19 protein-coding genes are annotated in these 22,823 nt (G+C 59.0%); 15 read left to right on the plus strand and 4 right to left on the minus strand.

Features of this window, described 5'->3' with window-relative positions:
• Positions 1 to 29: 29 nt before the first annotated feature.
• Complete coding sequence (locus J2S31_RS09600; RefSeq protein WP_237098861.1) at positions 30 to 1,790, plus strand: chloride channel protein; 1,761 nt, start codon at positions 30 to 32, stop codon at positions 1,788 to 1,790.
• Positions 1,791 to 1,797: 7 nt separating this feature from the next.
• Positions 1,798 to 2,814, plus strand: coding sequence for an FAD:protein FMN transferase (locus J2S31_RS09605; protein WP_237098862.1), 1,017 nt, complete (start codon positions 1,798 to 1,800; stop codon positions 2,812 to 2,814).
• Here J2S31_RS09605 and J2S31_RS09610 read toward each other — a convergent pair whose 3' ends face one another.
• Positions 2,815 to 5,301 (minus strand): heavy metal translocating P-type ATPase, encoded by a 2,487-nt coding sequence (locus tag J2S31_RS09610; RefSeq protein WP_237098863.1) that lies wholly within the window; start codon positions 5,299 to 5,301, stop codon positions 2,815 to 2,817.
• Between the two features lie 243 nt (positions 5,302 to 5,544).
• Between J2S31_RS09610 and J2S31_RS09615 the strand changes: the two genes are divergently transcribed.
• Both J2S31_RS09615 and J2S31_RS09620 read left to right on the plus strand, forming a co-directional pair.
• Complete coding sequence (locus tag J2S31_RS09615; protein WP_237098864.1) at positions 5,545 to 7,638, plus strand: copper-translocating P-type ATPase; 2,094 nt, start codon at positions 5,545 to 5,547, stop codon at positions 7,636 to 7,638.
• 10 nt (positions 7,639 to 7,648) lie between these two features.
• Entirely contained in the window at positions 7,649 to 8,452 is an 804-nt protein-coding gene (locus tag J2S31_RS09620) for a cyclase family protein (protein ID WP_237098865.1), read from the plus strand.
• A gap of 12 nt (positions 8,453 to 8,464) precedes the next feature.
• On the opposite strand, the gene J2S31_RS09625 is transcribed toward J2S31_RS09620, so the two are convergent.
• Positions 8,465 to 8,887, minus strand: coding sequence for a hypothetical protein (locus tag J2S31_RS09625; protein WP_237098866.1), 423 nt, complete (start codon positions 8,885 to 8,887; stop codon positions 8,465 to 8,467).
• A gap of 163 nt (positions 8,888 to 9,050) precedes the next feature.
• On the opposite strand from J2S31_RS09625, the gene J2S31_RS09630 reads away from it, so the two are divergent.
• Entirely contained in the window at positions 9,051 to 9,923 is an 873-nt protein-coding gene (locus J2S31_RS09630; RefSeq protein ID WP_237098867.1) for a formylglycine-generating enzyme family protein, read from the plus strand.
• Between the two features lie 34 nt (positions 9,924 to 9,957).
• Here J2S31_RS09630 and coaBC read toward each other — a convergent pair whose 3' ends face one another.
• A complete protein-coding gene (gene coaBC, locus J2S31_RS09635) occupies positions 9,958 to 11,151 on the minus strand; it encodes a bifunctional phosphopantothenoylcysteine decarboxylase/phosphopantothenate--cysteine ligase CoaBC (RefSeq protein ID WP_237098868.1) in 1,194 nt (397 codons plus the stop codon).
• 208 nt (positions 11,152 to 11,359) lie between these two features.
• On the opposite strand from coaBC, the gene galT reads away from it, so the two are divergent.
• The 10 genes from galT to J2S31_RS09685 all read left to right on the plus strand — a co-directional run bounded on the left by galT (position 11,360) and on the right by J2S31_RS09685 (position 20,803).
• On the plus strand, positions 11,360 to 12,364 hold the full coding sequence (gene galT / locus J2S31_RS09640) for a galactose-1-phosphate uridylyltransferase (RefSeq protein ID WP_237098869.1): 1,005 nt from the start codon (positions 11,360 to 11,362) through the stop codon (positions 12,362 to 12,364).
• 1 nt (position 12,365) lies between these two features.
• Positions 12,366 to 13,832: a glycogen synthase GlgA gene (gene glgA, locus J2S31_RS09645; protein WP_237098870.1), complete on the plus strand. Its 1,467-nt coding sequence runs from the start codon at positions 12,366 to 12,368 to the stop codon at positions 13,830 to 13,832.
• Between the two features lie 25 nt (positions 13,833 to 13,857).
• A complete protein-coding gene (locus J2S31_RS09650; RefSeq protein ID WP_237098871.1) occupies positions 13,858 to 15,801 on the plus strand; it encodes a GAF domain-containing sensor histidine kinase in 1,944 nt (647 codons plus the stop codon).
• A 64-nt stretch (positions 15,802 to 15,865) separates the two neighbouring features.
• Complete coding sequence (locus J2S31_RS09655; protein WP_237098872.1) at positions 15,866 to 16,231, plus strand: response regulator; 366 nt, start codon at positions 15,866 to 15,868, stop codon at positions 16,229 to 16,231.
• A gap of 57 nt (positions 16,232 to 16,288) precedes the next feature.
• Positions 16,289 to 16,927: a deoxynucleoside kinase gene (locus tag J2S31_RS09660; protein WP_237098873.1), complete on the plus strand. Its 639-nt coding sequence runs from the start codon at positions 16,289 to 16,291 to the stop codon at positions 16,925 to 16,927.
• Positions 16,928 to 17,170: 243 nt separating this feature from the next.
• On the plus strand, positions 17,171 to 18,022 hold the full coding sequence (gene panB, locus J2S31_RS09665) for a 3-methyl-2-oxobutanoate hydroxymethyltransferase (RefSeq protein WP_237098874.1): 852 nt from the start codon (positions 17,171 to 17,173) through the stop codon (positions 18,020 to 18,022).
• Positions 18,023 to 18,040: 18 nt separating this feature from the next.
• On the plus strand, positions 18,041 to 18,907 hold the full coding sequence (gene panC, locus J2S31_RS09670; RefSeq protein ID WP_237098875.1) for a pantoate--beta-alanine ligase: 867 nt from the start codon (positions 18,041 to 18,043) through the stop codon (positions 18,905 to 18,907).
• A complete protein-coding gene (gene panD / locus J2S31_RS09675; protein WP_237098876.1) occupies positions 18,889 to 19,278 on the plus strand; it encodes an aspartate 1-decarboxylase in 390 nt (129 codons plus the stop codon). Before panC ends, panD begins: the two co-directional genes overlap by 19 nt.
• Entirely contained in the window at positions 19,275 to 20,063 is a 789-nt protein-coding gene (locus J2S31_RS09680; RefSeq protein ID WP_237098877.1) for a tetratricopeptide repeat protein, read from the plus strand. Before panD ends, J2S31_RS09680 begins: the two co-directional genes overlap by 4 nt.
• Before the next feature lie 218 nt (positions 20,064 to 20,281).
• The gene (locus tag J2S31_RS09685) at positions 20,282 to 20,803 is read left to right on the plus strand and encodes a helix-turn-helix domain-containing protein (protein ID WP_237098878.1); all 522 of its coding nucleotides are present in this window, start codon (positions 20,282 to 20,284) and stop codon (positions 20,801 to 20,803) included.
• 58 nt (positions 20,804 to 20,861) lie between these two features.
• On the opposite strand, the gene mutL is transcribed toward J2S31_RS09685, so the two are convergent.
• On the minus strand, positions 20,862 to 22,730 hold the full coding sequence (gene mutL / locus J2S31_RS09690) for a DNA mismatch repair endonuclease MutL (RefSeq protein WP_237098879.1): 1,869 nt from the start codon (positions 22,728 to 22,730) through the stop codon (positions 20,862 to 20,864).
• Positions 22,731 to 22,823: the final 93 nt, after the last annotated feature.

Below are 22,823 nucleotides of genomic sequence, written 5' to 3' on the forward strand. Positions count from 1 at the left end.
CGATGGAAACGGTGCAACCTCCAGAACGCATGGCAGCGGAAACCATTGCATTCACCGAACGCACACGCCAGTTTTTCGCGAAAGAGTACAACCTTCTCATCCTCGCGGCGCTGACCGGGGTGCTCGCGGGCGCGGCATCCACGCTGTTCCGCGGTATGATCGATTTTTTTGAAAACGTGTTTTCGCCGTCCGGCATCTTGGGCGGCGTGCCGGAGTCGGCGGTGCCGTGGCTCATGCCGCTCATGCCCATGCTGGGCGGATTGATCATAGGTTGCGGCTGGAAGTGGTTGCCCAGGATGATGGAGGAGAACGGCATCTATAAGGTGACCGAAGCGATGGCGCTCCGCGACGGCAAGGTGCCCAGGAGCACTATCGTGATGTGCGCCACCGCGTCGTCGATCACCATCGGCTCCGGTGGCTCGGCGGGACGCGTTGCGCCCACGGTTCAGATCTGCGCCGCCATCGGCTCTTTGGTCGGACAACTGTTCCGCATGTCCACAAATCGACTGCGTGTGTTCGTCGGTTGCGGCGCGGCGGCGGGCATTGCCGCTTCCTTCAATGCACCGCTCGCGGGCGTCATCTTCTCCATGGAAATCATTCTGGGCGAATACGCCATCCACTCGTTCAGTCCCATCGTCATCGCCTCGGTGCTGGGCACGGTGACGGGACGCGCCCTGCACGGCAACGAACTCACCTTCCAGACTCCCGTGCACGAGGTGGTGACGCCGTGGGAGATTTTCTTTTACCTCATTCTCGGCGTGCTGTGCGGACTGGCGGCGCAATTGTTCATCTCGACCTATTTCAAAGTTCAGAAACTGTTCGACGATAAAAAAAACATCCCGGTCATCCTGAAACCCGCGCTGGGCGGACTGCTGGTCGGTCTCCTCGCCATCGCTTTGCCGCAGGTGCGGGGCAACGGGTTCGACATCCTCGAACAGGCGCTGAACGGGGAGTTGATCTGGTACCTGACCCTGATTCTCATCTTCGGGAAAACCCTGGCGACGGGCACCACGCTGGGTTCGGGCGGCATTGGCGGCATCTTTTCGCCCAGCCTGTTCGTCGGTGCCATGACGGGCGCGACGTTCGGCTTCGCGGTGCACGGCCTGCTTCCGGAATGGACCGCCACCAGCGAGACCTACGCGCTGGTGGGCATGGGCGCGACTGCCAGCGCCGTGGTGCAGGGCCCCCTCACCGCCATACTCATCCTGTTCGAGATGACCAACGACTACACCATCATCCTGCCCAGCATGGTGTGTTGCATCGTCGCCGCCTACACATCGCGCCGCTTCAGCAAACACTCGCTGTACGTGCAGGCTCTGCTCAACAAGGGCATCGACCTCAATCAGGGCCGGCTGGTGTCGGTTCTGCGCACCATCTACGTGCGCGACGTCATGAGCAAGGAGGCGGTGATCTTTCAGGAAGACACGCCGTTCAAGGAAGTGGTCGAGCGCGTGGCGCAGGTGCGCGACCTGCATTACCCGATGCTGAACGCAGAAGGCAAACTGACCGGCATCCTCGCGTTCAGCGATATCCGGGAAGCCGTGCTCAACCACGACGGCACCGTGGACAAGGACACACTCACCGCCAAAGATCTTGCCACACCGGACCCGGTGACGCTGGTGCCGCACAACAATCTGAACGAAGCCATCGAAAAATTCACCGGACTCGACGTCGATCAGATACCCGTGGTCGGCGTGAGCGATCCCAACCAGATTCTCGGCATGCTCAACCGTGCCGATGTGGAGGCGGTGTACAACCGCGAAAAATTAATTCAAAACATGGAAAGCTGAAATGATCATGATCCCTGTTCGCCCGTTTCTCATATACGGTTTGTTGTTCATCGCCCTGCTTGCTTCCGCCTGTTCCCAGTCGCAGTCCGCGGAACCCATGCGCCGCACGCAGTTCATCATGGGCACACTGGTGGAGATCACCGTCGTCAATGCCGATGCCAATGTGGTGCAGACCGCCGCCAACCAGGCGTTCGACGAGATGAGCCGCATCGAGAAACTGATGAGCACCTACATCGCCGACTCGGAAATCTCACGCATCAACGAAGCGGCGGGCAAGGAAGCCATTCCCGTGTCGGCAGAGGTGTTGGAGATCATCCAGGCGGGCATCCAATGGGGGGAGAAAACCAAAGGCATCTTCGACATCACCATCCACCCGCTGGTCGAAGCGTGGGATTTCGACAACGGCGGCGAGACGGTGCCCTCGCCGGAACAACTCAAAACCGCAACGCATCTCGTCAACTTCCGCGATATCCGCATCCAGGGCAACACGGTGCGGCTGGCGCGTGAAGGCATGGCGATCAATCTGGGCGGCATCGCCAAAGGATACGCGGTGGATCGTGCCATCACCATTCTGAAAGGACTGGTGCCGAACGGCATCGTCAACGCCGGCGGCGACCTCTATGCCTTCGGCCAGCGTGGGCCCAACCAGCCGTGGGTGATCGGCCTGCAACACCCGCGCAAACCGCAGGGCGTGCTGGCGTCGTTCGCACTGTCCAACCAGGCGGTGGCGACCTCCGGCGATTACCAGCGCTATTTCATGAAAGGCGAGAAACGGTACCACCACATCCTCGACCCCGCCACGGGCCTGCCTGCGGAAGGACCCATCTCCGTCACCGTGATGGCGCCGACGGTGATGGACGCCGACGCGTTGTCCACGGCGGTGTTCATCATGGGAAAAGACAAGGGGATCGAGTGGATCGAGTCGATGGACGGCGTGGAGGCGATGGTGATCGATGGAACCGGAGCCGCGCACTTCAGCTCCGGCTTCAACAAACTGCCGCAGTTCGCCATGAACGCGTTTTGATCAGGCAGTGCGGCTTGAGGTGAACCGTTTCAAGAGCAGAGAATTGCTGACCACGGAGACGGAGCTGAACGACATCGCCGCCGCGGCGAACATCGGTTGCAGCAACACGCCGTTGAACGGATACAGCACGCCTGCGGCGATAGGGATGCCGAGCACGTTGTAGAAAAACGCCCAGAACAGGTTCTGCCGGATCTTGCTCATGGTCCGGCGGCTGAGCTCGATGGCGTCCACCACCGCGTTCAGGTCGTGCGTCATGAGCGTGATGTCGGCGGTCTCGATGGCCACGTCGGTTCCCGATCCCATGGCGATGCCGATGTTCGCCTGCGCCAGCGCCGGCGCGTCGTTGATGCCGTCGCCCACCATCGCCACGAACCGGCCTTCGTCCTGAAGCCGCTTCACCTGGCTCGCCTTGTCGGCAGGCAACACCTCCGCCAGAACGCGGTCGATGCCAAGCTCTTTCCCCACCGCTTCGGCGGTCTTTTTGTTGTCGCCGGTGATCATCACGATCTCCAGCCCGCGCTGTTTCAAACTCTGGATGGCGGATTTCGATTCCGGGCGAACGCGGTCGGCGGCGGTGACGATGCCCGCGATGCGGCCGTCCACCTTCACCAGCATGGCGGTCTTGCCTTCTCCGCCGAACGTCTCCACCTTTTCGCGCACCGGTTCGACATCGAGCCCCGCGTCCTGCATCATGCGCAGGTTGCCGAGCGCAACGTCGTGCCCATCCACTTTCGCCTGCACCCCAAAACCCGGCAGGGCCTTGAACTCCTGGGCGGGTTTGAGCGCAACGTTTTTTCCCTTCGCGTATTCGACGATGGCCACGCCCAGCGGATGCTCCGAACCTTTTTCCAGGGAAGCCGCATACATCAACAGCGTCTTCTCATCGGGATCCACGCCGTCCGCCACCCACACGTCGCGCACCACCGGCTTGCCTTCGGTGAGGGTGCCGGTTTTATCGAACACGATGGTGTTCAGTTTTTGCGCCTGCTCCAATGTCTCGCCACCCTTGATGAGCACACCCATCTCCGCACCCTTGCCGGTGCCGACCATGATGGCCGTCGGCGTGGCCAGTCCCAGCGCGCACGGGCAGGCGATGATCATCACCGAGATGAAAATCATCATGGCGAACAGTACGGGCTCGGTGGGCAGAGTGGCCACCGACGGACCCACCAGCCACCAGAAGCCGAATGCCACGAGCGCGATCACAATGACCACCGGCACGAAAACGCCCGCGACCTGGTCCACCAGCCTCTGCACCGGCGCTTTCGACCCTTGCGCCTCCTGCACCATGCGGATGATGTGCGCCAGCACCGAGTCCTTGCCCAGCCGCGTGGCTTTCATTTTGAAGTAACCGGTCTTGTTGATGCTGGCGCCGATGACCTCGTCGCCTTCCTTCTTTTCGACAGGCACACTTTCGCCGGAGATCATCGACTCGTCGATCGCCGTCTGGCCTTCAATAATCGTTCCGTCCACCGGCACGCGCTCGCCGGGCCGCACGGAAACGATGTCTCCCACCTCCACCTGGTCGATGGGCAGGTCCTGCTCTATACCATCACGTTCAACGCGCGCGGTCTTCGCCTGCATGCCCATGAGCTTGCGGATGGCTTCCGAGGTGCGCCCTTTCGCTCGCGCCTCCAGCATGCGGCCCATCAAAACGAGAGCGATGATCATCGCCGAGGTGTCGTAATACACCGCGAGTTCCGTGCCGAAGGACGCGGCCAGTTGCGGCAGGACCGTCACCGCGACGCTGTAGGCATAGGCCACCGTGGTGCCGACAGCGATCAGCGTGTTCATGTCGGCGTAACCGTGTTTGAGTCCTGCCCACGTACCCTTATAAAATTGCCAGCCGCCCCAGAACTGCACCGGCGTCGCCAGCACCAGCAACAGCCAGTGTGCGGTCGTGGTGTCTTCAATCCACCCGGTCATGCCGAGCGTCATGATGGCAACGGCAAGCCCCAGGCTCGAAGCAAACTTGAACTGCAACGTGCGGTACTCGCGTTGATGACGCGCATCTTCCGCTTCCTGCGTTGCGGCCTCTTCCACCAATTCCACGTCGGGCACGGAGTACCCGATGTCCGCCAGCGCCTTGCGAAAATCCGGCAGACCCACGCGCGCTTCCATGTAACTCACCGTGGCGCGTTCGCTGGCAAGGTTGACGTTCACATCGACGACGCCGTCGAGTCCGCGCAGTTTCTTTTCCACCCGCCCGACACACGAGGCGCAGGACATGCCCTCGACCGGAAACGTCTTCTGCACGGCGGGCACGTCATAGCCCATATTCTTGATGATGTCGACGATGGCGTCTGGCGTGGCCGTCTCCGGATCGTACTCCACCGCCGCCTGTTCCGCGCCGAAATTGACGCTGACCTTGTTCACACCCGGCACCTCTCCCACCTTTTTCTCGATGCGCGCGGCGCAACTGGCACAACTCATTCCCTGAATGGGGAGCGACAGACTTTTGGTTTCGCGGGTTTTCGTTTCCGGCATCCGGAGCAATCCTATAAGTATAGTGTTTTCCCTATTTTATCATTTGGAAATAGCTCAAACCAAACATATATAATGATGGCTAATGGTATATCCTAGTACGATTCGGGTTTGGCCTATATGTCATAAAAATTATTTGGAAGCATGAAATCAAACGAATACTTATGGGTCATGAAGTCGATCATAAAGTTAAAAACCCGTTTAATGGTTTCCCACACCTTCTAACTCTAAGAAAAGGAAAACCATATGACGCCAAATGATACGGGTCACACATCTCACCACAACCATGGACAACATGGCCCTCATGAACATCATGCCCATGAACACGGTTCGGGACACGCCAGCCACCCACACAGGCATGCAGATCATGGCGGGGAGCATGCGGGGCACGGAGACCATACTGCCATGGTGGAGGATTTTAAAAAGCGGTTCTGGATTTCTTTGATTATTTCTATCCCCATAGTCCTTTTTTCACCCATGATTCAGGAGGTTTTCGGGCTGCACGAGAAACTGCATTTCCCCGGTCACTTTCTGCTGTTGTTTGGCCTGTCTTCGGTAGTCTATTTTTACGGCGGCTGGCCTTTCCTGAAAGGCCTGTGGGATGAAGTGACCGATAAAGCCCCCGGAATGATGACGCTGATCGGGGTTGCCGTGACGTCCGCGTATGCTTATTCGTCGGCGGTAGTGTTCGGGCTTCCGGGCAAAATGTTTTTCTGGGAGTTGGTGACTCTGATCGACATCATGTTGCTCGGCCACTGGATCGAAATGAAGTCCGTCATGGGAGCGGGCAAAGCGCTGGACCAACTCGCCGCGCTCATGCCGGATACGGCTCATCGTTTGAAAGAAGACGGCGAGGTCGAAGACGTGCCGGTGTCCGAACTGAAAAGCCGTGATCGCCTGCTGATCAAGCCGGGTGAAAAGGTGCCTGCGGACGCTGTAATCGTCAAGGGCCAGACTTCCGTCAATGAATCCATGCTGACCGGTGAATCCAAGCCCATTGAAAAGACCGAAGGCGACACCGTAATCGGCGGCTCCATCAACGGCGAGGGTTCTCTTACCATTGAGGTCAAACATACTGAGGAAGAAAGTTTTTTGTCGGGGGTCATCAAACTGGTGCAGGACGCCCAGGCCAGCAAATCCAAAACCCAGAATCTCGCCAACCGGGCGGCCTTCTGGCTCACGGTCATCGCACTGGGCTTGGGTGCAGTGACCCTGTTCGTCTGGCTTGGTTTGACCGAAAAGGATTTTGCATTCGCCATGGAACGGACGGTCACGGTCATGGTGATCACCTGTCCGCATGCGTTGGGACTGGCCGTGCCGCTGGTGGTGGCGGTATCCACCGCCATTGCCGCCCGCAACGGGTTGTTGATCCGTAACCGCACCGCGTTCGAGGAAGCCCGCAACACCCAGGCCATCGTTTTCGATAAAACCGGAACGCTGACCCAAGGCGAGTTTGGAATCACCGACGTGCTGGTGTTCGACAACGATATAAAAGAAAACGAACTCGTTTCCTATGCCGCATCTATCGAACAGCATTCGGAGCATGCCATCGCCAAGGGCGTTGTGAAAGATTCCAAAGAAAAACGGGATGTGGACGATTTCAAAGCCATCCCCGGCAAGGGGGCACAAGGCACGGTGCAAGGCAAAAGCATCAAGGTCGTCAGCCCCGGTTATTTGCGGGAAAAGAAAATAAATATCAAAGAGCACGATGCCCGTATTCAGGAGCTGGGCAACCAAGGCAAAACGGTGGTGTTCGTGTTGATCGACGACCGTCTGAAGGGCGCCATAGCCTTGGCGGACATCATCCGTCCGGAATCGAAAGAGGCGGTCGCACAACTTAAAAAAATGGGAATCCGTTGTATTATGTTGACCGGCGACAAAAAGGAAGTCGCCGAATACGTGGCGCGTGAAATTGGTTTGGATGAAGTCATCGCCGAGGTTCTGCCGGACCAGAAAGCGTCAACTATCAAGGGAATTCAAAACCGGGGCCTGATCACTGCCATGACTGGAGATGGGGTGAACGACGCTCCCGCCCTTGCTCAGGCCGATGTCGGCATCGCCGTCGGTGCCGGAACGGATGTGGCGATCGAAACCGCCGATATCATTCTGGTTAAAAGCAACCCGAACGATGTAGCGTCCATCATTGGACTGGCCAAAACTACTTATAACAAGATGATCCAGAATCTGATCTGGGCAACCGGGTACAACATTGTTGCCATCCCCGCTGCGGCGGGCGTACTTTATCCTTTTGGGATCGTGCTCAGCCCGGCAGTCGGCGCCATATTCATGTCGGCCAGCACGGTGATCTGCGCCCTCAATGCGAAAATGCTAAAAATTTAGAGACCCAACCATGAACCGGTTACGGCTTGATATACTGCGAAGCCTTACTTTAGCGGTGTTGCTTCTGCTCGCCGCCTGCTCCGATCGTGTAGTGTTTACCGCGCCGGAGCCGCGGCTGGTGGACCTGACGCATCCGTTCGACGAGACCACGATCTACTGGCCCACCAGCAAGCCCTTCGCCCTGTCCGAAGTGCACAAGGGGCTGGTGAACGAAAGCTACTGGTACGAGGCCAACAATTTTGAAGCGGCGGAACACGGCGGCACCCACATGGATGCACCGGTGCACTTCGCCAAGGGACGCTGGACAGTGGACGCCATCCCGCTCGACCGGCTGATCGCCCCCGGCGTGATGGTGGACCTGAGCGCACGCGTCAACGGCAATGCGGATTACCTGATCTCAAGCGAAGATTTGATGCAGTGGGAGGCGGAACACGGACGCATCGAGGCCGGGTCCATCGTCCTCGTGCGCACCGGATGGGAACGCTTCTGGCCGGATAAAAAACGGTATCTCGGCACCGACCAGCCTGGCGACACGGCAAACCTGCACTTTCCCGGTTACAGCGAGGGTGCCGCGCGGTTTTTGACCAAAGAAAGGAACGTGGCGGCGGTGGGACTCGACACCGCGAGCCTGGATTTTGGCCAGTCGCATGAGTTCAAAGCCCACCGCGTGTTCGGCGCGGCCAACGTAGCGGGATTCGAAAACCTGGCGCGGCTGGGCACCCTGCCCGCGCGCGGATTCCGCGTGATCGCGCTTCCGATGAAGATCGGCGACGGAAGCGGCGCGCCGCTCCGCATCGTGGCGGAAATTCCGTAAAGGGCCCGGGAGTTATCGTTTATTGCGAAAAAGGCCGCGCAGGGTGAACACGCCGTATCCCAGAAGCAGCAGGGCGATGAGCCCATTGGAAAAGGAGTTTTCCGTGATGGAGTGGGAAAAGAAATAGACGCCGGTGAAGCTCAGGAAAATGCCGAGGCTGAAATAACCGAGGCCCCTGGCCCAGCCCATGCCGCGCCCGCCGCGTTTCAGGTTTTCCCGTTTCTGGCGGAGTTGGTAGCGCCAGCGCAGAATGTAATAGCTCTGCTTCAACCAGGAGAAAAAACCGGTGTCTTCGACCAGGCTGGCACTGCAATACATGCAGACGGTGTCGGATTGGCGGTTGGGGAATCCGCAATTGAGGCACAACCGGTAATCCTGGCGGTTGTGCAGTGCAATGGGTTCTTTCTTGGGCTTGTCCACACCGGTTCCCCGCATTCCGCCTGCCGCCCGAAAAGCCTCTCGGCACCGGAAGCAACTTTGTTTATAATGATGTGAGGCGATTCTATACCCTTTAAATATACGTGTCAATCATGATGGACGGGCCGGCTGCGTGCATCGGCGTGTCACCCCGCAAACTCTAATCGAATACCCCGGACTTATGAAATTCATCAAAACCCCCGTATTGAAAAAATGCATTCCATTCCTGCTTGGGATCCTGGCACTCGCCGCCATCCCCGTTTACGCCGAAACCAAAGCTCCCTCTCCGCCGGAAGGCATGGTGCTGATTCCGGAAGGAGAGTTCGTCATGGGAAGCATGCGTTCCCTGAGAGAGCTCGACCCCACCGCCCTTTTCCAGAGTGATCGCCATATGCTGGGACCGGAAGACCCGGCGCACAATGTCTATCTCAGCACCTACTTCATCGACATCCATGAAGTGACCAACGAACAGTATTACGAGTTCATGAAAGCCACGGAACGCGAAAAGACGCCGCGTTTCTGGAACGACCATGAATTCAACCAGCCGCAACAACCGGTGGTCGGCGTCACGTGGAAAGAGGCACAGGCCTATTGTCATTGGCGGGGCAAACGCCTGCCCACCGAAGCGGAGTGGGAAAAGGCCTCCAAGGGCACGCGCACCATCAAGTATCCGTGGGGTGACTCCGAACCGACTCCCGAAAAACTGAACTTCGACAACCATGTTGGAAAAACCACGCCGGTGGGTTCGTATGACGCAGGCAAATCCGTTTACGGCGTACACGATCTCGCCGGCAACGTTGCCGAATGGGTGCAGGACTGGCACTATGCGGAATACTATTTATTCTCACCGAAGAAGGACCCGCAGGGCCCCGACCGCGGCATGTACAAGGTGATTCGCGGAGGGCACTGGCACAACAACGGCGAGGACGTGCGCCTCAGTTACAGAAACGCCACCGTGCCGACACTCCGGCAGGACACCGTGGGCTTTCGTTGCGCGAAGGACGTAGAGAGCAACGGCGCATCCAAAACGGAGGAAGGCACAACAGACAAGTAGGGCCAGAGAACGTCGCGGCGGGAACCGTGCGGATTTATTTGGGGAGGTCGCGGATGCGGTCGAGCAGGATGCCCGCGATCTCGCGCTTGGGGAGACGCGGCAGGGTCTCGATGCTGTTCGCCCCGCGGATCAATTGCACCTGGTTGAAGTCGGATTGAAACCCGATGCCCGGTGCGCTGATGTCGTTGGCGACGATGAGGTCGAGTTGTTTGCGCTGGAGTTTGCCGAGCGCGCTCTGCACCACGTTTTCACTTTCGGCGGCGAAGCCCACCACCGTCTGGTGCGTTTTCCGGGCGGCCACTTCCTTCAGGATATCCGGCGTCGGTTGCAGGTTGAGCACCAGTGGCTGGCCGCCGGACTTTTTGATCTTTTCCTTTTGAATGTCGGCGGGCGCGAAGTCCCCCACCGCCGCCGTCATCACCAGCACATCGCAATTCGTAAAGTGTTCCAGCACGAGGTCGCGCATCTCGGAGGCACGCTGGCAGGGAATCACCTCCACCCCGGCGGGCGCGTCCAGCGACGTCGGGCCGCTGATGAGCGTCACCACAGCACCCCGCTTGCGCGCTTCTTCGGCGATGGCGTAGCCCATCTTGCCGGAGGAGTGGTTGGTGATGAAGCGCACCGGGTCGATGGGCTCGCGCGTGGGCCCGGCAGTGACCAGCACGCGGCGTCCCGCCCAGTCCTGCTTCTGCACCAGCCGTTTCTGCACTGCCTCAAAGATGATCTGTGGCTCGGCCAGCCGTCCCTGCCCGATGACCCCGCAGGCCAGCTCGCCCGATTCCGGTTCCACCACCCCAACGCCGCGCATTTTCAGTTTGCGCAGGTTGTCCTGCACCGCCTCATTCGCCCACATCTGATCGTTCATGGCGGGGGCGACGATCACCGTCCCGGCGAATGCCGCATATAAAGTGGAAAGCGGGTCGTCCGCCAGGCCGTTGGCCATCTTGCCGATGGTGTTGGCGGTGGACGGGGCGACGACCATCAATTCGGCGTCTTCCGCGGCGCGGATGTGCTCCATCGACGCCGAACGCTCCGAGTCGAAAATCCTGTGATACACCGGGTGGCCGGACAACGCTTCGAAGGTGAGCGGGGTGATGAACTGCTTGGCATTCTCCGTCATCACCACGTACACCTCGGCCCCGGCCTTGACGAGCAGGCGCAACAGTTCCACCGCCTTGTAGGCGGCGATGCCGCCGGAGACGCCCAGCACGATTTTTTTGCCTGTCATGGGAGAACTCATGTCCACGCCCTGCCCTGCTTTCCTGAGTGATCGGATATGCATCGATTATAGTTTGCAACCCATTGTCATTCAATTATTTTAGGGAAACCCAACCGCACTCCGGGGTGCTCGCCGCTTAAATTGACTTTTCACAGGCCTTTGCTTAGTATTCAGACCATTACCATTGCTGGATTGCCCGGAAAGAACGGAACCGAAAATGCCCGAATTGAGAAAGGACCCCATCGTCGATCGATGGGTCATCATCGCCCAGGAGCGCGGCAAGCGTCCTGCGGATTTTGCCAGCCCCACCGTGAACGCGCAGGCGGGATTTTGTCCTTTCTGCCTCGGAAACGAGGGCAAGACGCCGCCCGAGATCCTCGCCCTCAGGCCGAACGGGTCGGTGCCCAACGCATCCGGCTGGTCTCTGCGCGTGGTGCCCAACAAGTACCCGGCCCTCACCATCGAGGGCGGTATCGACCGCGTCGGCGAAGGCCTGTACGACAAGATGAACGGCATCGGCGCGCACGAGGTCATCATCGAGGGCCCGTGTCACGAGCAGGCGCTGGAAGAGTTGCCGGAGCGCGCCGTGCAGGACACGCTGTGGGCATTCCAGCAACGCATCATCGACTTGAAACGCGACAACCGGTTCCGCTACATCCTCGTGTTCAAAAACCACGGCGAGGCGGCGGGCGCGACGCTCGAGCACACGCACAGCCAGCTGGTGGCGCTTCCTATCGTGCCCGAGCTGGTGCTGGAGGAACTGGATGGAGCGAAGCGGCATTACGAATACAAGGAGCGTTGCATTTACTGCGACATCATCGCGCAGGAGCGGGGCGACGGCCGCCGGGTGGTGATGGAGAACCGCGACTTCATCGCCATCTGTCCGTACGCGCCGCGTTTTCCCTTCGAAACCTGGATTCTCCCCAAATACCACCAGGCGCATTTCGAGCACGATTCGGCCGAGGCGCTGGCCGGGGCGGCGAACATATTGAAGGATGTGCTGTTGAAACTGCGTATGGTCTGCAACCAGCCGCCTTACAATTTCGTCCTGCACAACTCCACCGTCAACGGCAAACACAGCACGTATTACCACTGGCACATCGAAATCATGCCGAAGCTGACCAAGCTGGCCGGGTTCGAGGCCGGCACCGGGTTCCATATCAATCCTGTGAGTCCGGAGGAGGCCGCAGAAATCCTGAGGTCCTGCACCGTTCACCCGTGACATGGCCCGTCCGCTAAAAATCCTGTCCGTCGCCGCCGAAGCCCACCCCTTCGCCAAAACCGGGGGATTGGGCGATGTCTGCGGCGCTCTGCCCCTGGCGCACCACCGGCTGGGACACGACGTGCGTTGCGTGCTTCCGCATTACGCCTCCGTTTCCACTCATGGCAAAGCCACGATTCAAAATACCGGGCGCACCCTATCCATTCCCGTCGGCATCTCCAACCCGCAGGCCGCCATTCATCTGACCCACCTGCAAAACAAGGTGCCGCTTTACCTCATCGGCAACGACTTTTATTTCGGACGCAAGGGATTGTACGGTGAGGGAGGAACCGATTACCCGGACAACGCATCGCGCTTCGTTTTTTTCTGCCGCGCCGCGTTGGAGTGGTGCAAGGCGATTGGGTTCCAACCCGACATCATTCATTGCCATGACTGGCAGGCGGGGCTGGTGCCCGCCTATCTGAAACTCGTTTACCAGCACGACCCGTTTTTCAAAAACACGCGCACCCTGTTCACCATCCACAACCTCGGTTACCAGGGAAACTTCGATGTTTCCACCCTCGCCCTCGCCCACCTGCCCGCCCAAGCCTTCCACACGCAGGGGCTCGAGTTCCACGGCCGCTTCAGTTTTCTGAAAGCGGGGCTGGTCTATTCGGACCTGTTGACCACGGTCAGCAAACGCTACAGGCAGGAAATCCTGCTGGCCGAAAACGGCTTCCACATGGAAGGCGTGCTCCAGACCCGCAAGGACAACCTGTATGGCGTGCTCAACGGCGTCGATTACGAGGAGTGGGACCCGGCGAGCGACCCGTGGATCGCCGCGCCGTTCGACCGCGACCACCTGAATGGCAAGGCCGTCTGCCGAAAAACCCTGCTGGAGGAAATGAACCTCACCGTGCCGCAGAAAAAGCCGGTGGTGTCCATGGTGACGCGCCTCTCGTGGCAGAAGGGCATCGACCTCGTGCGGGACGGGTTCGCTCAAATCATGAAAGAAAACATCGGGCTGGTGCTTCTCGGCGTGGGCGATCCGGCGTACGAGGCGTTCTTCGCCAAACAGGAAAAGCGGTACGCCGGACGTTTCGCCTGCAAACTGGCGTTCGACGAAGGGCTGGCCCACCGCATCATCGCCGGGAGCGACATCCTGCTCATGCCGTCGGTGTACGAACCCTGCGGGCTGACGCAGATGTACGCCCTCCGTTACGGCACCGTGCCCGTGGCCCGGTCGGTGGGGGGATTGGCGGACACGGTGAAGAATTTCAATCCCGACACCGGCCGCGGTACCGGTTTCAATTTCCGCCGCTTTGAATTAAAATATCTCCTGCAATCCCTCCGCACAGCGTCCGGGCTGTTTGCCAACCGGACGCCATGGCGCCGCCTGATTCGAAATGGCATGTCACAGAACCTGAGCTGGGAACGCGCCGCCACGGAATACATCCGGCTCTACCGGAAAGCACTCCGAGAACCCTGACAACCACGATCTTGGGGACACACATATGGTGGATGACAGCATCATAGGATTGGAAGTTCTCCGCGAGATCGCCCACATTTCCACCTCGCCGCTCAACCTCGACGAAATCCTCGCGCAGACCATCGAGGTCATCAAGAACAAGATGCGTATCGACGCCTGTTCCATTTACCTCATGGAGCAGTCGTACTTTGGCGATCTGCGGTTGAAGTTGAAAGCCACCAGCGGCCTGCCCCCCTCCGCCGCCACGCGCATTTATCTGGAACCCGGCCGCGGAGTGACCGGCTGGGTGGCGCAGAACAAGACGGCGCTGGCCTTGAGCGAGGCCATGCAGGACCCTCGCTTCGTGTACTTCCCCGAAATCGAAGAAGAAAAATTCCCGTCGATGCTGTCGGTACCGCTGATCGACCACGATCAGTGCATCGGCGTCATCAACGTGCACACTCTCGACCGCAGACAGTTTACGGCGACGGAGATTTCCATTCTGGAAACCATCTCCGCACAGATCACCGGGTGCATCCGCAACGCGCTCGAATACCAGAAAAGTCAGGCCCTGCTCCGCGAACAGACCCTGCTCTATACCATCAATACCGCCGTGCAGGAAACACCGAAGCTCGATCACCGTATCTGGATTCTGATGACGGGCATCACCTTCGGTGGAGCCGGAGGATTCAACCGCGCCATCCTGTTTCTGCTCGACGAAAAATCGGGCCACCTGCTGGGATACATGGGACTGGGACCCGACTCGGCGGAAGAAGCCGGACGCATCTGGCACGAGCTGTCCGGGGACGGCGAGTTTTCCCTCACGCGCCTGCTGGAAAACCCGCTCTGGGAGCAATTCCGCGACACCCGCTTCAACCAGTACGCGCGTTCGCTCAAAATTCCGCTTTCACCTGGAAACGTCGTTGCAGAAACGGCGCTCAATAAAAAGCCCCACATCGTAAGCGACGCGATGAACGACGAACTGGTGCCAAGGGATTTTGCCGATGCGCTGGGTGCGCCCAGCTTCGCCACGGTACCCCTGATGCCGCACCGGGAAGTCCTCGGTGTCCTTCTGGTGGACAACCTGTACAACAACGCACCCATCACCGAGTCCAACCTGCAACTGGTCGGGCGGCTGGCCACACACCTCGGCTGGGTCATCGAAAACTCGCGGCTGGTCAACAAGCTGTTGGAATCCAACCGCGAATTGCTGAGCACCAAGGAACAGTTGATCCAATCCGAAAAACTGGCGGCGCTGGGCGAATTGTCGGCGGAGGTCGCGCACGAAATCAAAAATCCGCTGGTCTCAGTTGGCGGGTTCGCAAGGCGGCTCCGCGACCGTATCGGTGACTTAAAGGAAAGAGAGAATGGCGCGCCGCCTCCCCTTTCCGATCTGCGCGGCCTGTACCGTTATGCAAGCATCATCGTCAACGAGACCGAACGGCTGGAGCGCCTGTTGCAGGATATCCTGCTGTACTCGAAGGCGGAGGAGTTGGAAGTCGAGCTGTGCCGCTTCAACGAACTGGTGTGCGAGGTGATCGACTTTTTTGAGGTTGGCATCGAGGAACGCAACATCGACCTCAAAAAGAGCTTCATGGAACCGGATGTGGAACTCTACCTGGACAAGAAAAAGATCAAGCAGGTCATCATGAACCTGCTGTTCAACGCCATCGAGTCCATGCCGCACGACGGGCTCCTGACGGTATCCACCTACCGTGGCCACCGCGCGGGCCAGACGGAAAGCGGTAAGGAGTCCCTGACGCTATGCATCGAAGACACCGGCGGCGGCATTCCTCCGGATTTGTTCGAGAATATCTTCAATCCCTTTTTCACCACCAAAGAGACCGGCACCGGGTTGGGGTTGTCCATTTCCCGGCGCATCATCGAGGAACACGGCGGCACCCTGCACGTCAACAACAACATCAACAAGGGGGTTACCGTGTATGTGTATTTACCGTTGCAAAAAATCGGTAATTATAATAAAACCTGAATGATCCAGAACCCGGAAAGGCGGGCCAGACTGGGCTCCCCGCATTCCGCAACCAGCGCAATTCATGTCCAAAAAGAAAATTCTCGTCGTGGACGACGAAGACAACATCCGCCTCCTTTACAAGGAAGAACTGCAGGATGAAGGCTACGAGGTGGAGTGCGCCCGGAGCGCCGAGGAAGCGCTGAAGGTGATCGAGGGACAGGAGCCCGATCTCATCACGCTGGACATCAAGATGCCCGGCATGAACGGCATCGACTTCCTGCGCCTGCTCAAAGAGCAGAACAAAAACATTCCCATCATCCTGTGCTCGGCGTACGGAACATACAAGCAGGATTTCCAGGTGTGGGCGTCGGAGGCATATGTGGTGAAGTCGGCCGATTTGCGGGAACTCAAGTTGACCATCAAGGAAGTGCTCAGTTACGGTTCCTAAGCCCGGCGGGCACCCCCCGCACCGCTTCGCCGGAACCAGCTCTCGAATCCCATTCTCATGAACGAACCCAGGTTCATCGCAATCGAAGGCGGCATCGGCGCTGGCAAAACCACGCTCGCCAGGCGGCTGGCGCAGGAGTACGACGCCAAACTGGTGCTTGAGGTGGACGAGGACAACCCCTTCATCGGCAAATTCTATCAGGACCGCGAAGCCAACGCCTTCCAGACCCAGGTTTTTTTTTTACTGAGCCGCTTCAACCAGTACCGGGAACTCGCCCAGCGCGACCTGTTCAGCAGTATCGCGGTCACCGACTACCTGTTCCAGCGCGACCACATCTTCGCCCAACTCAACCTCAAGGACCACGAGTACACGCTCTACCAGCAGATTTACAACCTCGTGCGCATCAAAATTCCGAAGCCGGATCTGGTCATTTTCCTGCAGGCAGACACCGATGTCCTGTTCACCCGCGTGGAAAAGCGCGGCAGGGACTACGAGCAGTTGATCGACTACGAATACCTCGATTCTGTCAACCGGGCGTTCAATAACTTTTTCTTTTATTACACCGAAACGCCCCTGCTGGTGGTGAACACCAACAAGATCGACATCGTGGACAAAAAAATTGACCTGAAAGAGTTGATTCACAAAATCAATAATCATAAAATAGGACGAGAATATTACAATCCGCTTGGATCCTGACAAGACCGGGACGGAGCGACACCGAGTAACAAGAGGCCAGACGCGGTCGGAGACCCCTTATCAGAGGGGCTTCAAACCAGTAAGCGTTGCAACCTTTTAAACCCTCAGCGCCCTCATCGTCCCCACGGTCATTCAAAGACCTGGGGCTTTTTCGTTTGGGGCGGTGTGACGGGTACGCCCCCCTTCCCTGTCTTTGGGACCTGCACGGTCCCCGGAATCCCGGCTTTTTCAAAGTGGATTTCCATGAACACCCAACGCATGACCCTGCCGGTTTTGATGGAACGCAAAAAGACCGGACGCAAAATCACCGCCGTCACCGCTTACGATTACTCCATGGCGCGCCTGCTGGACGGCGTGGACATCGACCTCGTGCTGGTGGGCGACTCCGTCGGCATGGTGTCGCTCGGTTACGACACCACGCTTCCGGTGACGATGGACGAGATGATCCACCACACCCGCGCCGTGCGCCGGGGCGTCGGCCGCGCGCTGGTCGTCGGCGACATGCCGTTCATGTCGTACCACGTCTCGGATGAAGAGACGATCCGCAACGCGGGCCGCTTCATCCAGGAAGGCGGCGCCGAGGCGGTGAAACTGGAAGGCGGGGTGAAATTCGCCGACCGCGTCCGCGCCGTGGTGGATGCGGGCATTTCGGTGATGGGCCACATCGGCCTCACGCCACAGTCGATCCACCAGTTCGGCGGTTACCGCGTGCAGGGCAAGAATTATTACGACTCCCGCCAGATCAAAAAGGACGCGCTGGCGTTGCAGAAGGCCGGGGTATTCGCCATCGTGCTGGAAGCCATCCCGGCAGAGCTGGCGGCGGAGATCACCAGCGAGATCGACATCCCCACCATCGGCATCGGTGCGGGCCGTGACTGCGACGGGCAGATTCTGGTGCTCAACGACCTGTTGGGCCTCAACCAGGACTTCACGCCCAAATTCGTCAAACGCTTCGCCGAGTTGGGCGAGGCGGTGCAGAGCGCGCTCCGCAGTTATGTGGACGAGGTGCAGACCGGAACCTTCCCCACCGCCGAGCACACCTACAACCTGAAACGCAAACCTCTCAGGGAGGCGGGCAATCAGGGTTCCTCCTGATCCCCGGACGACAGCGTCATGGAAATCCTTCGCACCATCGCGGACATGAAAGCATGGTCCCAAAAGGCCCGGAGCGCGGGCCGGGTCGTGGGTCTGGTCCCCACCATGGGAGCGCTCCACGAAGGGCATCTCAGCCTGGTGAAACGGTCGCTCGCCGAGTCGGACCAGACGGTGGTCAGCATCTTCGTCAACCCGAAGCAATTCGGTCCCGGCGAGGATCTCGACACCTACCCGGCCAACTGGGAGGCCGACCGCAGCCTGCTGGAGCCTCTGGGCGTGGATGCGGTGTTTCTGCCCACGCGGGACATGATGTATCCGGGAGAGTTCCAGACGGTGGTGACGGTTGAGGGCCTCACCGGCCACTTGTGCGGCAAAAGCCGCCCCGGATTCTTCCAGGGGGTGACCACGGTGGTGTTGAAACTGTTTCATATCGTCCAGCCGCACATGGCTTATTTCGGCGAAAAGGACCGCCAGCAGTTGCACGTCATCCGCAGAATGGTGGAGGACCTGAACCTGGACGTGAAGATCGTGGGCTGTCCCATCGTGCGCGATGCCGACGGACTGGCCAAGAGTTCGCGCAACCAGTACCTGAACGCGGAACAGCGCGAAACCGCGCTGTCATTGAGCCGCGCGCTGGAGATGGCGAGGGAGCGCATTGCGGCGTGTGAAACCGACGCCACGCTTCTGCGCCGGGAAATTGAATTCGTGTTCGCGCCGCACCCCGATGCGCGCATCGATTACGTATCGGTCTGCGATGCGGACACGTTTGAGGAGTTGGAAGTCATTCATGACAAGGCCCTGGTGGCCCTGGCGGTGTTTGTCGGGAAAGCCAGATTGATCGATAACTGTTTGATTGAGAGAGTGCCATGCAAAGAACCATGCTGACCGCGAAGCTTCACCGGGCGACGGTCACCGACCGCGACATCGAGTACGAAGGAAGCATTGAGATCGACGAGAACTTGATGGATGAGGTGGACATCCTGGCCTACGAGCAGGTGCATATTTACAATATCAACAACGGCAACCGATTTTTGACCTACGTCATCCCCGGACCGCGCAATTCGGGCCGTATTTCCGTCAATGGCGCCGCCGCCCGGATGGTGGAGAGAAATGATCGCATTATAATTGCCGCTTATGGTATGATGAGCGCAAATAAAAGTAATGATTACAAACCCAAAGTCCTCCTGCTGAACGAATCCAATCAGGTCGTTGAAAGACAGGGGGCCTTGGCATTTTCTGAAAAAGCTTTTTCATGACGGAATTGTTCTGGATCGCCTCGCTGATCTTCACCACATACATGTGCATCGACTGCATCAACCGCAAGGAGCACTTCGTCTGGATCATTGTGATGATCGTGCTGATGCCGGTGGGCGCCATCGCCTACTTCTTTGCTGTCAAAAACCGCGTGTCCGCACCGTCGTCCGGCAATGGCGGCGGACAGCAGAGCGCGGGCCGGTCGTCCTTCTTCCAGCCCAGCGCACCGCGCAAGGAGTTGGACACGGAAGAGACCCTGCAACTCAAGGAGTTGATCGGCAAGTACGACAAGGCCTATCACTACGAGAAGCTCGGCCAGATTTACCTTGAACAGAAAAAATACGACCTGGCTATCGAGCCGTTTCAGGAAGCGGTCAAGCGCGATCCGGAAATGAACGAGGCGCGCTACGGACTGGCCAAGTGCTACTACGGTCAGGGCCGCTTCTCCGAGGCCGCCGAGGTGCTCGAAGAGTTGGTGGAGATCGACAAAAAATACGACTATGGCAATGCCATTTTCGGGCTGGCCGAGTGCTACCGCCTCTCCGGGCAGGAAGACAAGGCGCTCGAAACCTACGAGGCCGTGATCAATTCCTACCACTTCTTCAAGGCGTACTACCACTACGCCAAACTGCTCGACAAGCGCGGCAAGAAGCAGGAAGCCATCGATTACATGAAAAGCATCATTGGCTCCTCGAAGGACCTGCCGGACTACAAGCTGGAAAAAGAACGCCGCTGGATCGACGAAGCCTATAAATTTCTGCGTAAAAACGGCATCGAACTGGCCTGAGCCGCCCCTCACCGCAATTCCCCGCAACTCCCCGCACGTTCCCGCGCCCGCTTTTGGACGGGTTTGCTCCCCATTTTTAAGGCCAGATCGGGAATGTTTTTTTGAAAATCCCCCCTTCCTTTTCTTATACTGAAAACAGGATCAACGTATTGCTGGGAACCGTTTATTGATCCGGGAATTTTTTCCAAAGAGGTACTATGACGGTTTTATCTGAGAACATGCGAACGATCCGGAAAAGCCTGAAATGCACGCAAATGGCTTTCGCGCAGATCATGGACATCGGTTTTCGAACCTATGTGCGTTATGAATCGGGGGAACGCGACGCCCCGGTGGCGGTGCTCATCAAACTTGCCCGGCTGGCGGACATCTCCCTCGACCGCCTGCTGACCACCCGCGTCAGCATGCAGGAGTTGACCCGGCCAGACAGCGAACTGCCGCCGGTCAAGGCCGACAACATCGAAGTGGTCGGTGGATCGCTCAACGAAGGGCGGCTGATGTTCAAGGGCATCAAGGAAGACTTCTATATCACCGCCTCATCGAATGAGAAAAGACTCCTCGGCCATTACCGCAAGCTGACGCCGCGCTCGAAGGAAAAATGCCTGAAGGAAATCCAGGACTGGGCGCTCAGCCGCAAACGTGCAGGCAATGGCGCGCAGACTCCCAGAAAAGTGCTGAAAGCCAAAAACACGCAGAAACTCAAAAAGATGGTCAAGTCCATCAAGAAGATCACGGTCAAGTGACCGCCGGGCTCATCCGGGAGGATTACGGGGCGTCTCCTGAAAAGGGGAGACGCCTTTTTTATTTGCGGTGGAACTGTTTGAGGATGTCTTCGATGTCAAAGAGGAGTGCGATGGGACGACCGTGCGGGCATGTGTAAGGCATCTCGGTCATCTCCAGATCATGCAGGAGTTTTTTGATCTGGTCCAGTTCCATGGGGTGGTTGACCTTGATCGCGTTCCGGCATGACATCATGATGATGATGTCGTCGTACTTGTCCTGCAGGCTGTGCTGGGCTTCGTCGCGGGCCAGCGCCGCGGCGATCTCCCGCACCACGGCTTCGTGATCGTGCGCCTTGAGGATGGCGGGCACCGACCGCAGTAAAAACCCGTTGGTGCCGAACGGTTCCATCTCCAGCCCCAGCTTGGCCAGCTCCGGCAGTTCCGGCTCCAGCGCCTGCGCCTCCGCGGGAGCGAACTCGATGGCCAGCGGGAACAGCAGGTTCTGGATCTCCACCTTGCGTTCCAGCGCCGCCTTCTTGAACCGTTCGTACAGCACGCGTTCGTGCGCGATGTGCTGGTCCACCACCAAAACGCCGCGTCGTCCCTGCATGATGATGAACGAATTGTTGAGCTGACCCAAAGGCTCGAACTCGGAGTAAATCATGTCCGACACCGCGCGCGGCCTGGTGCGGAACAAATCGATCCCCGGCGGCAGACTGCCGGGATGCACGGACGCGGTGCCTGCACCCTTCCCATAAAACGATTGCAGTGCCTGTCCCATGTCCTGAAACGAATGTGTCTGCTGGTAACGCAGCGGCGGTCCTGCGGGCGGCCGCTCCAGATGCGGCCGCGGCACGCTGGTGTAAGTTTCCGACCCCGCCCCGTTGGCCACATGAGGAACGGCGGTCCCTTCTGCCGATCTGGAAGGCGCAAACGTTGTCTGCTCCGGCAGGCCGGACTTCTCGTTTCCGGCGAGTGCTTCCTGGATGGCCTCCATCACGAACCGGTACACCTCGCTCTGGTACGCGAACCGCACCTCGGCCTTCGCCGGATGCACGTTGACGTCGAGCAGGTCCGGGTCCATCGAAAAATACAGAAACAGCACCGGGTGCTGGCCGCGCGGCAGAAGGTGGCTGTATCCCTTCTGCGTCGCCGACAGCAGGACTTTGTCGCGGATGTGGCGGTGGTTGATGAAGCTGAACTGATCGTCGCGTTTCGACCGGGTGAGGATGGGGCTCGAGACGTAGCCCTCAATCCGGTAACGCCCTTCCTCCTTTTCCACGCGCAACAGTTCGCGGGTGAGTTCCGGTCCGAACAACTCGGCGATGCGGTACAGCACCTGGTCTGTCGGCAGGGTGTTGACCACCGTGCGTCCGTTGTGCGACAGCGAAAACTGAATACCCGGGTGCGCCAGTGCCTGTTGCTGAACCACCTGCGTGATGTACCCCGCCTCGGTGTTGTCGCGCCGCAGGAATTTATGCCGCGCGGGGGTGTTGTAGAACAACTGCCGCACCTCCACCGTGGTGCCCTTGGGACACGCGGTTTCTTTGACGACGGCGCTTTGCCCGCCTTCCACGGTCACTTCCGTGCCCGCCTGCCCTTCGGCGTGGCAGGTGGTGAGGCGCACTTTGGCCACCGACGCAATGCTGGGGAGCGCCTCGCCACGAAACCCCAGGGTGCGGATCGACACCAGGTCGCCCGGCTGGGAGATCTTGCTCGTGGCGTGCCGCGCCAAAGCCAGTTTCGCATCATGCGGGTCCATGCCGCATCCGTTGTCGCGGACGATGATCGACTCCTTGCCCGCGCCTTCGATCTCGACGGCGATGCGCGTCGCCCCGGCGTCGATGGCATTCTCCACCAGTTCCTTGACGACGGAGGCAGGTCGTTCGACCACCTCACCGGCGGCGATCTGGTTGGCGAGGCTGTCTGGCAGTATCTGGATGGTCATGGTACAGGGTCCCGGTTGGCGGGGATGAAGCACGGCGGCGAAGGCCGCCTTGGGAGCGGATAGCTTTTCGGATTTTAAACCAATCGTGGCCGA

Origin of the sequence: Nitrospina gracilis Nb-211 (genome assembly GCF_021845525.1) — a bacterium.
GTDB classification, from domain to species: Bacteria; Nitrospinota; Nitrospinia; order Nitrospinales; family Nitrospinaceae; genus Nitrospina; species Nitrospina gracilis_A.

Coding starts and splice junctions, on each gene's coding strand:
- galT (WP_237098869.1), top strand. CDS start 11,360: ATGCCCGAATTGAGAAAGGACCCCATCGTCGATCGATGGGTCATCATC.
- J2S31_RS09685 (WP_237098878.1), top strand. CDS start 20,282: ATGCGAACGATCCGGAAAAGCCTGAAATGCACGCAAATGGCTTTCGCG.
- panD (WP_237098876.1), top strand. CDS start 18,889: ATGCAAAGAACCATGCTGACCGCGAAGCTTCACCGGGCGACGGTCACC.
- J2S31_RS09680 (WP_237098877.1), top strand. CDS start 19,275: ATGACGGAATTGTTCTGGATCGCCTCGCTGATCTTCACCACATACATG.
- panB (WP_237098874.1), top strand. CDS start 17,171: ATGAACACCCAACGCATGACCCTGCCGGTTTTGATGGAACGCAAAAAG.
- panC (WP_237098875.1), top strand. CDS start 18,041: ATGGAAATCCTTCGCACCATCGCGGACATGAAAGCATGGTCCCAAAAG.
- J2S31_RS09625 (WP_237098866.1), bottom strand. CDS start 8,887: ATGCGGGGAACCGGTGTGGACAAGCCCAAGAAAGAACCCATTGCACTG.
- J2S31_RS09650 (WP_237098871.1), top strand. CDS start 13,858: ATGGTGGATGACAGCATCATAGGATTGGAAGTTCTCCGCGAGATCGCC.
- J2S31_RS09630 (WP_237098867.1), top strand. CDS start 9,051: ATGAAATTCATCAAAACCCCCGTATTGAAAAAATGCATTCCATTCCTG.
- J2S31_RS09615 (WP_237098864.1), top strand. CDS start 5,545: ATGACGCCAAATGATACGGGTCACACATCTCACCACAACCATGGACAA.
- J2S31_RS09655 (WP_237098872.1), top strand. CDS start 15,866: ATGTCCAAAAAGAAAATTCTCGTCGTGGACGACGAAGACAACATCCGC.
- coaBC (WP_237098868.1), bottom strand. CDS start 11,151: ATGACAGGCAAAAAAATCGTGCTGGGCGTCTCCGGCGGCATCGCCGCC.
- J2S31_RS09660 (WP_237098873.1), top strand. CDS start 16,289: ATGAACGAACCCAGGTTCATCGCAATCGAAGGCGGCATCGGCGCTGGC.
- J2S31_RS09600 (WP_237098861.1), top strand. CDS start 30: ATGGCAGCGGAAACCATTGCATTCACCGAACGCACACGCCAGTTTTTC.
- glgA (WP_237098870.1), top strand. CDS start 12,366: ATGGCCCGTCCGCTAAAAATCCTGTCCGTCGCCGCCGAAGCCCACCCC.
- J2S31_RS09605 (WP_237098862.1), top strand. CDS start 1,798: ATGATCCCTGTTCGCCCGTTTCTCATATACGGTTTGTTGTTCATCGCC.
- J2S31_RS09610 (WP_237098863.1), bottom strand. CDS start 5,301: ATGCCGGAAACGAAAACCCGCGAAACCAAAAGTCTGTCGCTCCCCATT.
- J2S31_RS09620 (WP_237098865.1), top strand. CDS start 7,649: ATGAACCGGTTACGGCTTGATATACTGCGAAGCCTTACTTTAGCGGTG.
- mutL (WP_237098879.1), bottom strand. CDS start 22,730: ATGACCATCCAGATACTGCCAGACAGCCTCGCCAACCAGATCGCCGCC.